This window comes from Streptomyces koelreuteriae (assembly GCF_018604545.1).
Classification (GTDB): Bacteria; Actinomycetota; Actinomycetes; order Streptomycetales; family Streptomycetaceae; genus Streptomyces; species Streptomyces koelreuteriae.
Window position 1 is genome coordinate 5,050,530 of the sequence record NZ_CP075896.1, and the last position, 13,593, is coordinate 5,064,122.

At 64.7% G+C, this 13,593-nt stretch carries 6 protein-coding genes and 2 rRNA genes; 6 read left to right on the plus strand and 2 right to left on the minus strand.

Features of this window, described 5'->3' with window-relative positions:
• The first annotated feature begins 77 nt into the window (after nucleotides 1-77).
• On the plus strand, nucleotides 78-1,058 hold the full coding sequence (locus KJK29_RS22900) for a cation diffusion facilitator family transporter (RefSeq protein WP_215121017.1): 981 nt from the start codon (nucleotides 78-80) through the stop codon (nucleotides 1,056-1,058).
• Between the two features lie 74 nt (nucleotides 1,059-1,132).
• Here KJK29_RS22900 and KJK29_RS22905 read toward each other — a convergent pair whose 3' ends face one another.
• Nucleotides 1,133-3,223 carry a fructose-specific PTS transporter subunit EIIC gene (locus KJK29_RS22905; RefSeq protein ID WP_285439954.1) on the minus strand — a complete coding sequence of 697 codons (2,091 nt, stop codon included), beginning with the start codon at nucleotides 3,221-3,223 and terminating at the stop codon, nucleotides 1,133-1,135.
• Between the two features lie 474 nt (nucleotides 3,224-3,697).
• On the opposite strand from KJK29_RS22905, the gene ahcY reads away from it, so the two are divergent.
• Together ahcY and KJK29_RS22915 are read left to right on the plus strand one after the other, a co-directional pair.
• Nucleotides 3,698-5,155, plus strand: coding sequence for an adenosylhomocysteinase (gene ahcY / locus KJK29_RS22910; protein ID WP_215121018.1), 1,458 nt, complete (start codon nucleotides 3,698-3,700; stop codon nucleotides 5,153-5,155).
• Nucleotides 5,156-5,275: 120 nt separating this feature from the next.
• Nucleotides 5,276-5,890 (plus strand): hypothetical protein, encoded by a 615-nt coding sequence (locus tag KJK29_RS22915; RefSeq protein WP_215121019.1) that lies wholly within the window; start codon nucleotides 5,276-5,278, stop codon nucleotides 5,888-5,890.
• Between the two features lie 37 nt (nucleotides 5,891-5,927).
• Here the strand turns inward: KJK29_RS22915 and KJK29_RS22920 are convergent, their stop codons facing one another.
• Nucleotides 5,928-6,863 (minus strand): RDD family protein, encoded by a 936-nt coding sequence (locus KJK29_RS22920; RefSeq protein ID WP_215121020.1) that lies wholly within the window; start codon nucleotides 6,861-6,863, stop codon nucleotides 5,928-5,930.
• A gap of 128 nt (nucleotides 6,864-6,991) precedes the next feature.
• On the opposite strand from KJK29_RS22920, the gene KJK29_RS22925 reads away from it, so the two are divergent.
• The 3 genes from KJK29_RS22925 (at nucleotide 6,992) to KJK29_RS22935 (ending at nucleotide 13,532) form a co-directional block, all read left to right on the plus strand.
• Nucleotides 6,992-7,999: a stage II sporulation protein M gene (locus KJK29_RS22925; protein WP_215121021.1), complete on the plus strand. Its 1,008-nt coding sequence runs from the start codon at nucleotides 6,992-6,994 to the stop codon at nucleotides 7,997-7,999.
• 573 nt (nucleotides 8,000-8,572) lie between these two features.
• A 16S ribosomal RNA gene (locus tag KJK29_RS22930) occupies nucleotides 8,573-10,097 on the plus strand.
• A gap of 314 nt (nucleotides 10,098-10,411) precedes the next feature.
• Nucleotides 10,412-13,532, plus strand: a 23S ribosomal RNA gene (locus tag KJK29_RS22935).
• Together the 16S and 23S rRNA genes form the textbook arrangement of a ribosomal RNA operon.
• Nucleotides 13,533-13,593: the final 61 nt, after the last annotated feature.

Below are 13,593 nucleotides of genomic sequence, written 5' to 3' on the forward strand. Positions count from 1 at the left end.
ACGGGCAATGCCGAGGGCGACGCACCAAGGCGAGCGCCCGGGCCCTGGAACGGCGTACGAAGGGACAACGCGAACATATGAGCGCGTCAGGCGGCACCAAGGCGATCGTGGCGGCACTGGCCGCGAACCTCGCGATCGCGGTAGCGAAGTTCGTGGCGTTCCTCTTCAGCGGCTCGTCCTCGATGCTCGCCGAGTCCGTGCACTCGCTCGCCGACTCCGGCAACCAGGCACTCCTCCTCCTCGGCGGCAAGAAGGCGAAGCGCGAGGCCACCCCGCAACACCCCTTCGGCTACGGCCGCGAGCGCTACATCTACGCCTTCCTCGTCTCGATCGTCCTCTTCTCGGTCGGCGGCATGTTCGCCCTCTACGAGGGCTACGAGAAGATCAAGCACCCGCACGAGCTGACGAACTGGTACTGGCCGGTCGGCGTCCTGGTCTTCGCAATCATCGCCGAGACCTTCTCCTTCCGGACCGCCATCAAGGAGTCCAACGTCCTGCGCGGGCGCAAGTCCTGGAAGGAGTTCGTCCGCCACGCCAAGGCCCCCGAGCTCCCGGTCGTCCTCCTGGAGGACCTCGGCGCCCTCGTCGGCCTGATCCTCGCCCTCGGCGGCGTCGGCCTCGCCCTGCTCACCGGCGAGAGCGTCTGGGACGGCATCGGCACCCTCTGCATCGGCATCCTGCTCATCCTGATCGCCCTGGTCCTCGCCGCCGAGACCAAGTCCCTGCTGCTCGGCGAGGCCGCCGGCGCCGAGGAGACGCAGAAGATCGAGAAGGCGCTCGTCGACGGCGACACCGTCACCGGCATCATCCACATGCGCACGCTCCACCTCGGCCCCGAGGAGCTGCTCGTCGCCGCCAAGATCACCGTCCAGCACGACGACACGGCCACCGAGATCGCCGCCGCGATCAACGCCGCCGAGTCCCGCATCCGCGAGGCCGTCCCGATCGCCCGCGTGATCTACCTCGAGCCGGACATCTACAGCGAGACCGAAGCCGCCAAGGGCCCGGACCCCGAGGCATCGCCCGGGGGACCGACGCCGAGCGAAGCCGGGCACTGACGTCCCGCAGTAGCACCGCCCGAAATACGCGGAGGGCCCGCCGAACCGATCGGCGGGCCCTCCGCGCTTTCCTCCTAGCCGACCTCGCTCAGCACCCCGAGGAGAGCCGCTTCGTCCGACGCGGCCAGCAACCGCTCCCGGAACCCGGCGTCCATCAACTTCCGCGACAGCAGCGCCAGAATCCGCAGATGCTCGTCACCCGCCGCCGCCTCCGGTACGGCGATCATGAACACCAGCCTCGCCTTCGTACCGTCCAGCGAGCCCCACTCGACGCCCTGCGCGGACCGCGCGAAACCGACGACCGGCTCCGTCACCGCATCCGTCTTGGCATGCGGAATCGCGATCTCCTCACCGAGCCCGGTCGTGCCCTGCTCCTCCCGCCGCAGCGCACACGCCACCAGCTCGTCCAGGTCCGCGACCTTGCCGGTACGCGCCAGCAGCTCCGCCATCTCCCGGACGGCGGCCTCCTTGTCACCGGCGTCGAGGCTGACCTTGACGGTCCGGTCGGTGAGGTAACCGGAGAGAACCTCGACGGAGGTGTCACCCGCGCCGGACGGCTCGGCCACCGCCGCTCCATCCGCCACGGCAACGGCGGCCGTCACCGGCGCACGTACGGTCGCCTGCTCCACGACAGCACCGCCACTGCCACCGGGCACTCCGGCCGGCACGGGCTCAAGCCCGGTTGCCCCCGCACCAAAGCCCGCCTCCCCGCGCCGCTTGCGCTCACCCAGGTCGACGAGGACCACCGTCGTCAGCGCGGTGACGACCGAGCCGATCACCACGGCCACGAAGAACATCGGCACCCCGCTCACCGCACCCAGCACGGCCACGATCGGCCCACCGTGCGGCACCGCGTCCTCGACCCCGGCGACCCCGGCGATCGCACCGGCGACCGCGCCGCCCAGCATGTTGGCGGGGATGACCTGCGCGGGCCGCGCCGCCGCGAACGGGATCGCGCCCTCCGAGATGCCGAAGCAGCCCATGAACAGCGAGGCGAGCCCCGTCTCCCGCTCCTGCTCGGTGTACAGCCGCTTCCGTATCAGCGTGGCCAGACCCTGCCCCAGCGGCATGACCGGGATCGCGGCCGCGCACATGCCCATGACCGTCTGGTTGCCGGTCGCGATGAGCCCGGCCCCGAACAGGAACGCCGTCTTGTTGACCGGCCCGCCCATGTCGAACGCGATCATGAGCCCCAGAATCGCGCCGAGCAGGATCGCGCTGGTCCCGGTCATCCCGCCGAGCCAGTCGGTCAGGTGCTCGAACACCCAGGAGATCGGCTTGCCGATGACGTAGATGAAGAACAGCCCCAGAGCCGTCGTCGCCACGATCGGGATCACGATGATCGGCATGATCGGCTGGGCGAACTTCGGGACCTTGACCTTCTTGATCCACACCACCAGATACCCGGCGAGGAACCCGGTCACGATCGCCCCGATGAACCCGGCGCCCGCCTTGGAGTCGTACAGCTCACCGGTGTTGGCTATCCAGCCGCCGATCATGCCGGGCACCAGCGCGGGCCGGTCCCCGATGGCATACGCGATATAGCCGGACAGGATCGGCACCATCAGCGTGAAGCCGATGACACCGATGTTGTTCACGTCCATCCAGAAGGAGTCCTTCGGGATGACCAGACCGCCCGACGGGTCGGCGTGCCCGCCGAGCGACAGCGAGATCGCGATCAGCAGCCCGCCGACCACGACGAACGGGATCATGTAACTGACCCCGTTCATCAGCGCCTTGTACTCGAGGCTCCGCTCCTTGCCGCCACCGCTCGCGGGAGCCGTGGGGGAGCCCCCTTCCGCGTGCACGGGCGCCGACAGCACCCGCTCGATGAGCTGCTCCGGGTGACGAATGCCCTCCGCCACCCCGACAGTCAGGACCCGCTTCCCCGCGAAACGGCTCAGGTCCACGTCCTTGTCCGCGGCGACGATGATGCCGTCGGCGTGCTTGACATCGTTGTCGTCGAGGACGTTTTCAGCCCCGATGGATCCCTGCGTCTCCACCTTCATCTCGATGCCGCGACTCTCGGCGGCCTGCGCGAGCTTCTCAGCCGCCATGTACGTGTGGGCGATGCCGGTCGGGCACGCGGTCACCGCGAGCAGCCTCAACCGCTGCCGCTCACCATCGCCGCCGCCCGTGGGGGGAGGGCCGGCCGGACTGGTCACATCGATCTCCTAACGCCTTTGTCATGCGGAATCGCCGTCCCGGACGCCCCGCAAGATCGATCAGTTGTTCAGATCTCCCGGGCATCCTGCACCACCCCGCCGCAGACTCAAAGGCCAAAAGATCCCTGATAGTTCCGCTTTGTCGCCTCCTGTCGACCCTTCGTTGGTGTCCTGTTATCGCTCCCGCCCCTCGCCCGCGCACCCACCGTCCGGCCCGACCCTCTCGATGGCGCGATCTGTTCGGACGCGGACTGGGGACGGCCCGGCCTCGCGGTGTAGCTTGGGACGGAGCCAGACGTCGCTGCTGATGGCGGTCGGGCGGTCCCACCGCGGACCGGCCGAGGGAGAGAGGGCCTCCGACGGACTGCGCTGCGTGTACGCGGGCATGCCAGTGTCCTCCTCGGGCACCCCTGTGTCCGCCGCCGCGCAGACCAGCCGTATACACCTCGACCCAACCCCGAGGAGCAGCTCGCAATGACGACTGTCGACAACCGACAGGACTTCAAGGTCGCCGACCTCTCCCTGGCCGACTTCGGCCGCAAGGAGATCACCCTCGCCGAGCACGAGATGCCGGGCCTGATGGCGATCCGAAAGGAATACGCCGAGGCCCAGCCCCTCGCCGGCGCCCGCGTCACCGGCTCCCTGCACATGACCGTGCAGACCGCCGTACTCATCGAGACCCTGGTCGCCCTGGGCGCGCAGGTCCGCTGGGCCTCCTGCAACATCTTCTCCACCCAGGACCACGCCGCGGCCGCCATCGCCGTCGGCCCGAACGGCACGCCCGACAACCCGCAGGGCGTCCCGGTCTTCGCCTGGAAGGGCGAGACCCTGGAGGAGTACTGGTGGTGCACGGAGCAGGCGCTGACCTGGCCGGACACCCCCACCGGCGGCCCGAACATGATCCTCGACGACGGCGGTGACGCCACCCTCCTCGTCCACAAGGGCGTCGAGTACGAGAAGGACGGCAAGGTCCCCGCCGTCGACACCGCCGAGAACGACGAGCACCGCGTCATCCTCGAACTCCTCAACCGCACCATCACCGACGGCTCCCAGAAGTGGACCCAGCTCGCCTCGGAGATCCGCGGTGTCACCGAGGAGACCACGACCGGCGTCCACCGCCTGTACGAGATGCAGCGCGACGGCAACCTCCTGTTCCCGGCGATCAACGTCAACGACGCCGTCACCAAGTCGAAGTTCGACAACAAGTACGGCTGCCGCCACTCGCTCGTCGACGGCATCAACCGCGCCACCGACGTCCTCATCGGCGGCAAGACCGCGGTCGTCTTCGGCTACGGCGACGTGGGCAAGGGCTGCGCGGAGTCCCTGCGCGGCCAGGGCGCCCGCGTGATCATCACCGAGATCGACCCGATCTGCGCGCTCCAGGCGGCGATGGACGGCTACCAGGTCACGACCCTCGACGAGGTCGTCGACAAGGCCGACATCTTCGTCACCACGACCGGCAACAAGGACATCATCATGGCCTCGGACATGGCCAAGATGAAGCACCAGGCGATCGTCGGCAACATCGGCCACTTCGACAACGAGATCGACATGGCCGGCCTCGCCAAGATCCCCGGCATCGTCAAGGACGAGGTCAAGCCGCAGGTCCACACCTGGCAGTTCCCCGACGGCAAGGTGCTCATCGTCCTCTCCGAGGGCCGCCTGCTGAACCTGGGCAACGCCACCGGCCACCCGTCGTTCGTGATGTCCAACTCCTTCGCGGACCAGACCCTGGCCCAGATCGAGCTGTTCACCAAGCCCGACGAGTACCCGACCGGCGTCTACGTGCTGCCCAAGCACCTCGACGAGAAGGTCGCCCGCCTCCACCTCGACTCGCTCGGCGTGAAGCTGACCACGCTCCGCCCCGAGCAGGCCGAGTACATCGGCGTCCAGGTCGAGGGCCCGTTCAAGCCGGACCACTACCGCTACTGAGCCGCGCAGCCCGGCAGCAGGTCCTTCGAGGCAGGCCCCCGCACCCCCGTGCCGGGGGCCTGCCCCTTTTCCGGACCGGCGACCGGACCGGCCGGCCCGTCAAGCCCCAGGACGACCCCCATGCCCCGCGGCCGCTATTCGCTCCATGATCCGCACGATCACACCCCCCTCGCAGAAGAACACTTCCACTGCGCCACCGGCCCCTCCGGCTGGCGCTACGTCTCCCAGCTGACCACCCCCTCGGGCGATCACCACGGCTCCGTCGACCTCACCCTCGACGAACTCGGCCGCCCCATCCGCCTCGAACTCCACGCCTCCGCCTGGCAAGTCCGCGGCGCCGCCCTCGACGGCGTCACCTGGGTCCGCACCGACCCCACCGGGACCGAGGCCACCGAAGGCAATGTGCGCGCCCACGCCTTCACCGGCACCTCCCCGGCATTCCTCGTCGCCACCGCCTGTCTCCTGCGCCTCACCCCCTCCGCAGCCGCCACCCGCGTACGCCTCGTCGCCTTCACGGACCCGGTGCTCGCCCCGCGCACCGTGGATCAGTCGTGGTCCTTGCTGAAGAGAGAAGCACACGCCACTGACAACGGCCCCCTGACGGTGGACGAATACCAGGTCACAGCCCTGGACACGGGCGAACAGCACGCCGTGCACATCGCGGGCGACGTGGTGCTCGCGGCCCCCGGCATCGAGCTCGAGGACCTCGAATCACCGCCGTCGACCTTCACCTGACCCGACGGCCGCAGCGGAGCGGGCAGCCCCGCTCCCACTAAGCCGGCGGCACGAACCCGCTACCGGGCCGGTCACCCGCCGGCCGACCCCCACCATGCGACTCGGCCGCCGCACCAGGCGCCGCGACGGGCGGCAGGTCCGCAGCCGGAGGCCCGTACGCGGCGGCCGGAGCTCCGTACACGGCCGGAGCCCCATCCGACGCCGGAGCGGGAGCCGAAGCCGAACCGCTCCCGAAGGCCCGCCGGGACTCCCGCGCCTGCCGCTCCTGCACGACCGCCGCCAGATACGCCGCCGCCGGAACCCCCTGCGGCACCGGCGCCCCCGTACGCTCCGCGAGATCCGCCGCCAGCCGCTCCGCCATCGACGAACCCACCTGCGGATCCAGCTGCTGCATACGCGTCAGGTACTGACGGACCGCGAGCCACAACCCGTCGGGCACCGCGGACAGATCGAGCCCCGAGAACCGTCCCGCCAGCCAGGGCGGGGGAGGCGGCACAAAGCCGGTCCGCGTGACCGGAATCCGCTCCCGTACGACAAGGGTCCCCGCGAACACATCTCCCAGCCGCCGCCCGCGCGCCGACACGAACGAGGCGATACAGGCGACGATCCCGAAGGTCATGAGGATCTCGATCACCGCGATCAAGCCCCTCACCAGGGCATGCCGGAACCGGATCGGACCTCCGTCGTCCCGCACCACACGCAGCCCGCACGCCAGCTTCCCGAGCGACCGCCCGTGACTGAGCGTCTCCACCGCGATCGGCGCACCCACCAGCACGAGAACGAACGTCGCGATCGACAGCGCCGTCTGCGCCGCCTCGTCCAGTGAGGCCGTGGACGTCACCAGCACGATGGTCACCGCGACATAGAGGGCCATCGCCGCCACAAGATCGAGCAGCACGGCCAGCGCCCTGCTGGGCAGCCTCGCGGGGCGCAGCTCCAACGCCACAGCCTCGCCCGTCACCAGCTCACTCACGCCCGCCGTCCTTCCCCTGCCCTGCCCCTGTAAGGGCCAGTCTGCCAAGCTGAGGGCGCATCGCGTCGCAGTACGACAAGCTGATCCACGACGAGTCGCCGACGAACAGCCGAGGAGCAGGCATACCGATGGACCTCGACGTCTTCGTCTCCGCCCACCGAGCGGAGTGGGACCGCCTCGAAGCCCTGCTGCGTCGCCAGCGCCGCCTCAACGGCGCCGAAGCCGACGAACTCGTCACCCTCTACCAGCGCACCGCCACGCACCTCTCTCTGATTCAGTCCAGCGCCCCCGACCCCCAGCTCACCGGCCGGCTCAGTCAACTGGTGGCACGCGCGCGTAGTGCCGTCACAGGCACCCGACGCGCCTCCTGGCGCGACGTCACCCGCTTCCTCGCCCACGGCTTCCCCGCCGCGGTCTACAAGTCACGCCACTGGTGGGTACCCACGGCGCTCCTGTCCACGGCCGTGGCGGCGCTCCTGGGCTGGTGGATCGGCACCCACCCCGAAGTACAGGCCTCGATCGCGGCCCCCAGCGAACTACGCGAGCTCACCCGCCCCGGCGGCCAGTACGAGACCTACTACTCCAGCCACCCGGCCGCCAGCTTCGCGGCCCAGGTCTGGACGAACAACGCCTGGGCCGCTGCCCTGTGCCTGATCCTCGGGGTCTTCCTGGGGCTCCCGGTCATCTGGATCCTCTTCCAGAACATGCTCAACCTCGGCATCGGCTTCGGCCTGATGTCCTCGGCCGGCCGCCTCGACACCTTCCTCGGCCTGGTCCTCCCGCACGGCCTTCTCGAACTGACCGCCGTCTTCGTGGCCGCGGGCACCGGCCTGCGCCTCGGCTGGACCCTCATCGACCCGGGCCCCCGCACACGACGCACGGCTCTGGCGGAAGAGGGCCGAGCCGCCATCGGCATGGCCATCGGCCTCGCCCTGGTCCTCTTCGTCTCCGGCGCCATCGAAGGCTTCGTCACCCCGTCCGGCCTCCCCACCTGGGCACGCATCACCATCGGAGTCGCCGCCGAACTGGCCTTCCTCGCCTACGTCTACGTCCTGGGCGGTCGCGCCGCCCGCGCCGGAGACACCGGTGACGTCGAGGCAGCAGAGCGCAGCGCCACCGTTCCGACAGCGGCCTGAACGTCCTCACGGCCGCCGGATGTGCGACCACGTCCGTTCAGCTGCTAGTCTCCTCTTCGCCCCACGGGAGTCGTTGACACGGCAAGCGCGGGGAGGTAGATTCGAACAGTTGCCTACAGAGGGGTTCCACCCCAGAGGGCAACGGTGAACATCTAGCTGCTTCTTGAAACGCTGATTTCATTGAAGCCACTCCCGATGAATCGGAAATGAGCGGCCGGTCAGTACGGCCCGAAACTTCTGATAAAGTCGGAACCGCCGGAAAGGGAAACGCGGAAGCGGGAACCTGGAAAGCACCGAGGAAATCGGATCGGAAAGATCTGATAGAGTCGGAAACGCAAGACCGAAGGGAAGCGCCCGGAGGAAAGCCCGAGAGGGTGAGTACAAAGGAAGCGACCGTTCCTTGAGAACTCAACAGCGTGCCAAAAGTCAACGCCAGATATGTTGATACCCCGTCTCCAGCATTCGCTGGGACGAGGTTCCTTTGAAAAAACACAGCGAGGACGCTGTGAACGGTCGGGCCTATTCCGCCTGACTGTTCCGCTCTCGTGGTGTCGACCGGATTACCGGTACACATTCACGGAGAGTTTGATCCTGGCTCAGGACGAACGCTGGCGGCGTGCTTAACACATGCAAGTCGAACGATGAAGCCCTTCGGGGTGGATTAGTGGCGAACGGGTGAGTAACACGTGGGCAATCTGCCCTTCACTCTGGGACAAGCCCTGGAAACGGGGTCTAATACCGGATAACACCTCCACTCTCCTGAGTGGAGGTTAAAAGCTCCGGCGGTGAAGGATGAGCCCGCGGCCTATCAGCTTGTTGGTGAGGTAATGGCTCACCAAGGCGACGACGGGTAGCCGGCCTGAGAGGGCGACCGGCCACACTGGGACTGAGACACGGCCCAGACTCCTACGGGAGGCAGCAGTGGGGAATATTGCACAATGGGCGAAAGCCTGATGCAGCGACGCCGCGTGAGGGATGACGGCCTTCGGGTTGTAAACCTCTTTCAGCAGGGAAGAAGCGAAAGTGACGGTACCTGCAGAAGAAGCGCCGGCTAACTACGTGCCAGCAGCCGCGGTAATACGTAGGGCGCGAGCGTTGTCCGGAATTATTGGGCGTAAAGAGCTCGTAGGCGGCTTGTCACGTCGGTTGTGAAAGCCCGGGGCTTAACCCCGGGTCTGCAGTCGATACGGGCAGGCTAGAGTTCGGTAGGGGAGATCGGAATTCCTGGTGTAGCGGTGAAATGCGCAGATATCAGGAGGAACACCGGTGGCGAAGGCGGATCTCTGGGCCGATACTGACGCTGAGGAGCGAAAGCGTGGGGAGCGAACAGGATTAGATACCCTGGTAGTCCACGCCGTAAACGGTGGGCACTAGGTGTGGGCAACATTCCACGTTGTCCGTGCCGCAGCTAACGCATTAAGTGCCCCGCCTGGGGAGTACGGCCGCAAGGCTAAAACTCAAAGGAATTGACGGGGGCCCGCACAAGCGGCGGAGCATGTGGCTTAATTCGACGCAACGCGAAGAACCTTACCAAGGCTTGACATACACCGGAAACGTCTGGAGACAGGCGCCCCCTTGTGGTCGGTGTACAGGTGGTGCATGGCTGTCGTCAGCTCGTGTCGTGAGATGTTGGGTTAAGTCCCGCAACGAGCGCAACCCTTGTCCCGTGTTGCCAGCAGGCCCTTGTGGTGCTGGGGACTCACGGGAGACCGCCGGGGTCAACTCGGAGGAAGGTGGGGACGACGTCAAGTCATCATGCCCCTTATGTCTTGGGCTGCACACGTGCTACAATGGCCGGTACAATGAGCTGCGATACCGCGAGGTGGAGCGAATCTCAAAAAGCCGGTCTCAGTTCGGATTGGGGTCTGCAACTCGACCCCATGAAGTCGGAGTCGCTAGTAATCGCAGATCAGCATTGCTGCGGTGAATACGTTCCCGGGCCTTGTACACACCGCCCGTCACGTCACGAAAGTCGGTAACACCCGAAGCCGGTGGCCCAACCCCTTGTGGGAGGGAGCTGTCGAAGGTGGGACTGGCGATTGGGACGAAGTCGTAACAAGGTAGCCGTACCGGAAGGTGCGGCTGGATCACCTCCTTTCTAAGGAGCACTTCTTACCGACCCCCTCCGGGGGTGAGGTCAGAGGCCAGTACATCAGCGAACGTCTGATGCTGGTTGCTCATGGGTGGAACGTTGACTATTCGGCCGGATTCTCGGGTCGGAGGCTGCTAGTACTGCTCCCTTTGGGGGCGTGGAACGCTGATCTTCGGACGGGAGCCGGCCGGGCACGCTGTTGGGTGTCTGAGGGAACGAAATTTCCTCAGTCGCCGGCCCCAGTGAACTCACCTGGTAAGGGTGGGGTGATGGGTGGCTGGTCGTTGTTTGAGAACTGCACAGTGGACGCGAGCATCTGTGGCCAAGTTTTTAAGGGCGCACGGTGGATGCCTTGGCACCAGGAACCGATGAAGGACGTGGGAGGCCACGATAGTCCCCGGGGAGTCGTCAACCAGGCTTTGATCCGGGGGTTTCCGAATGGGGAAACCCGGCAGTCGTCATGGGCTGTCACCCGCTGCTGAACACATAGGCAGTGTGGAGGGAACGCGGGGAAGTGAAACATCTCAGTACCCGCAGGAAGAGAAAACAACCGTGATTCCGGGAGTAGTGGCGAGCGAAACCGGATGAGGCCAAACCGTATGCGTGTGAGACCCGGCAGGGGTTGCGTATACGGGGTTGTGGGATCTCTCTTTCACAGTCTGCCGGCTGTGAGACGAGTCAGAAACCGTTGATGTAGGCGAAGGACATGCGAAAGGTCCGGCGTAGAGGGTAAGACCCCCGTAGTCGAAACGTCAGCGGCTCGTTTGAGAGACACCCAAGTAGCACGGGGCCCGAGAAATCCCGTGTGAATCTGGCGGGACCACCCGCTAAGCCTAAATATTCCCTGGTGACCGATAGCGGATAGTACCGTGAGGGAATGGTGAAAAGTACCGCGGGAGCGGAGTGAAATAGTACCTGAAACCGTGTGCCTACAAGCCGTGGGAGCGTCGGATATGTGCTTGCACATATCTCGTGACTGCGTGCCTTTTGAAGAATGAGCCTGCGAGTTTGCGGTGTGTTGCGAGGTTAACCCGGGTGGGGAAGCCGTAGCGAAAGCGAGTCCGAACAGGGCGATTCAGTAGCACGCTCAAGACCCGAAGCGGAGTGATCTAGCCATGGGCAGGTTGAAGCGGAGGTAAGACTTCGTGGAGGACCGAACCCACCAGGGTTGAAAACCTGGGGGATGACCTGTGGTTAGGGGTGAAAGGCCAATCAAACTCCGTGATAGCTGGTTCTCCCCGAAATGCATTTAGGTGCAGCGTCGTGTGTTTCTTGCCGGAGGTAGAGCACTGGATAGGCGATGGGCCCTACCGGGTTACTGACCTTAGCCAAACTCCGAATGCCGGTAAGTGAGAGCGCGGCAGTGAGACTGTGGGGGATAAGCTCCATGGTCGAGAGGGAAACAGCCCAGAGCATCGACTAAGGCCCCTAAGCGTACGCTAAGTGGGAAAGGATGTGGAGTCGCAGAGACAACCAGGAGGTTGGCTTAGAAGCAGCCACCCTTGAAAGAGTGCGTAATAGCTCACTGGTCTAGTGATTCCGCGCCGACAATGTAGCGGGGCTCAAGCGTACCGCCGAAGTCGTGTCATTGCAGCAATAAGCCCCAACGGGTGCTGTGATGGGTAGGGGAGCGTCGTCTGCCGGGTGAAGCAGCCGCGTAAGCGAGTTGTGGACGGTTGACGAGTGAGAATGCAGGCATGAGTAGCGATTCACACGTGAGAAACGTGTGCGCCGATTGACTAAGGGTTCCTGGGTCAAGCTGATCTGCCCAGGGTAAGTCGGGACCTAAGGCGAGGCCGACAGGCGTAGTCGATGGATAACCGGTTGATATTCCGGTACCCGCTGTGAAGCGTCAAACATCGAATCCAGTGATGCTAAGCCCGTGAAGCCGTTCCGGACCCTTCGGGGAAAGGAAAGTGGTGGAGCCGGTGACCCAAGTTGGTAGTAGGTGAGTGATGGGGTGACGCAGGAAGGTAGTCCATCCCGGGCGGTGGTTGTCCCGGGGTAAGGGTGTAGAGCCGTGCGATAGGTAAATCCGTCGCACTTGTGGCTGAGACCTGATGCCGAGCCGATTGTGGTGAAGTGGATGATCCTATGCTGTCGAGAAAAGCCTCTAGCGAGTTTCATGGCGGCCCGTACCCTAAACCGACTCAGGTGGTCAGGTAGAGAATACCGAGGCGTTCGGGTGAACTATGGTTAAGGAACTCGGCAAAATGCCCCCGTAACTTCGGGAGAAGGGGGCCACATCCGGTGATGAGCTTTGCGCTCTGAGCTGGGGGTGGCCGCAGAGACCAGCGAGAAGCGACTGTTTACTAAAAACACAGGTCCGTGCGAAGCCGTAAGGCGATGTATACGGACTGACGCCTGCCCGGTGCTGGAACGTTAAGGGGACCGGTTAGTCACTCTTCGGGGTGGCGAAGCTGAGAACTTAAGCGCCAGTAAACGGCGGTGGTAACTATAACCATCCTAAGGTAGCGAAATTCCTTGTCGGGTAAGTTCCGACCTGCACGAATGGCGTAACGACTTCTCGACTGTCTCAACCATAGGCCCGGTGAAATTGCACTACGAGTAAAGATGCTCGTTTCGCGCAGCAGGACGGAAAGACCCCGGGACCTTTACTACAGTTTGATATTGGTGTTCGGTTCGGCTTGTGTAGGATAGCTGGGAGACTTTGAAACTCGCACGCCAGTGTGGATGGAGTCGTCGTTGAAATACCAGTCTGGTCGTGCTGGATGTCTAACCTGGGTCCGTGATCCGGATCAGGGACAGTGTCTGATGGGTAGTTTAACTGGGGCGGTTGCCTCCTAAAGAGTAACGGAGGCGCCCAAAGGTTCCCTCAGCCTGGTTGGCAATCAGGTGTTGAGTGTAAGTGCACAAGGGAGCTTGACTGTGAGACCGACGGGTCGAGCAGGGACGAAAGTCGGGACTAGTGATCCGGCGGTGGCTTGTGGAAGCGCCGTCGCTCAACGGATAAAAGGTACCCCGGGGATAACAGGCTGATCTTCCCCAAGAGTCCATATCGACGGGATGGTTTGGCACCTCGATGTCGGCTCGTCGCATCCTGGGGCTGGAGTCGGTCCCAAGGGTTGGGCTGTTCGCCCATTAAAGCGGTACGCGAGCTGGGTTTAGAACGTCGTGAGACAGTTCGGTCCCTATCCGCTGTGCGCGTAGGAATATTGAGAAGGGCTGTCCCTAGTACGAGAGGACCGGGACGGACGAACCTCTGGTGTGCCAGTTGTTCTGCCAAGGGCATGGCTGGTTGGCTACGTTCGGGAGGGATAACCGCTGAAAGCATCTAAGCGGGAAGCCTGCTTCGAGATGAGTATTCCCACCTCCTTGAGAGGGTAAGGCTCCCAGTAGACGACTGGGTTGATAGGCCGGATATGGAAGCACGGTAACGTGTGGAGTTGACCGGTACTAATAGGCCGAGGGCTTGTCCTCAGTTGCTCGCGTCCACTGTGTTGGTTCTGAAACCACGAACAGCCCCATGCCAGGTCACGGT

Excerpts from the sequence above, each read along its gene's own strand:
- ahcY (WP_215121018.1), top strand. The coding sequence starts at position 3,698 with ATGACGACTGTCGACAACCGACAGGACTTCAAGGTCGCCGACCTCTCC.
- KJK29_RS22900 (WP_215121017.1), top strand. The coding sequence starts at position 78 with ATGAGCGCGTCAGGCGGCACCAAGGCGATCGTGGCGGCACTGGCCGCG.
- KJK29_RS22925 (WP_215121021.1), top strand. The coding sequence starts at position 6,992 with ATGGACCTCGACGTCTTCGTCTCCGCCCACCGAGCGGAGTGGGACCGC.
- KJK29_RS22915 (WP_215121019.1), top strand. The coding sequence starts at position 5,276 with ATGCCCCGCGGCCGCTATTCGCTCCATGATCCGCACGATCACACCCCC.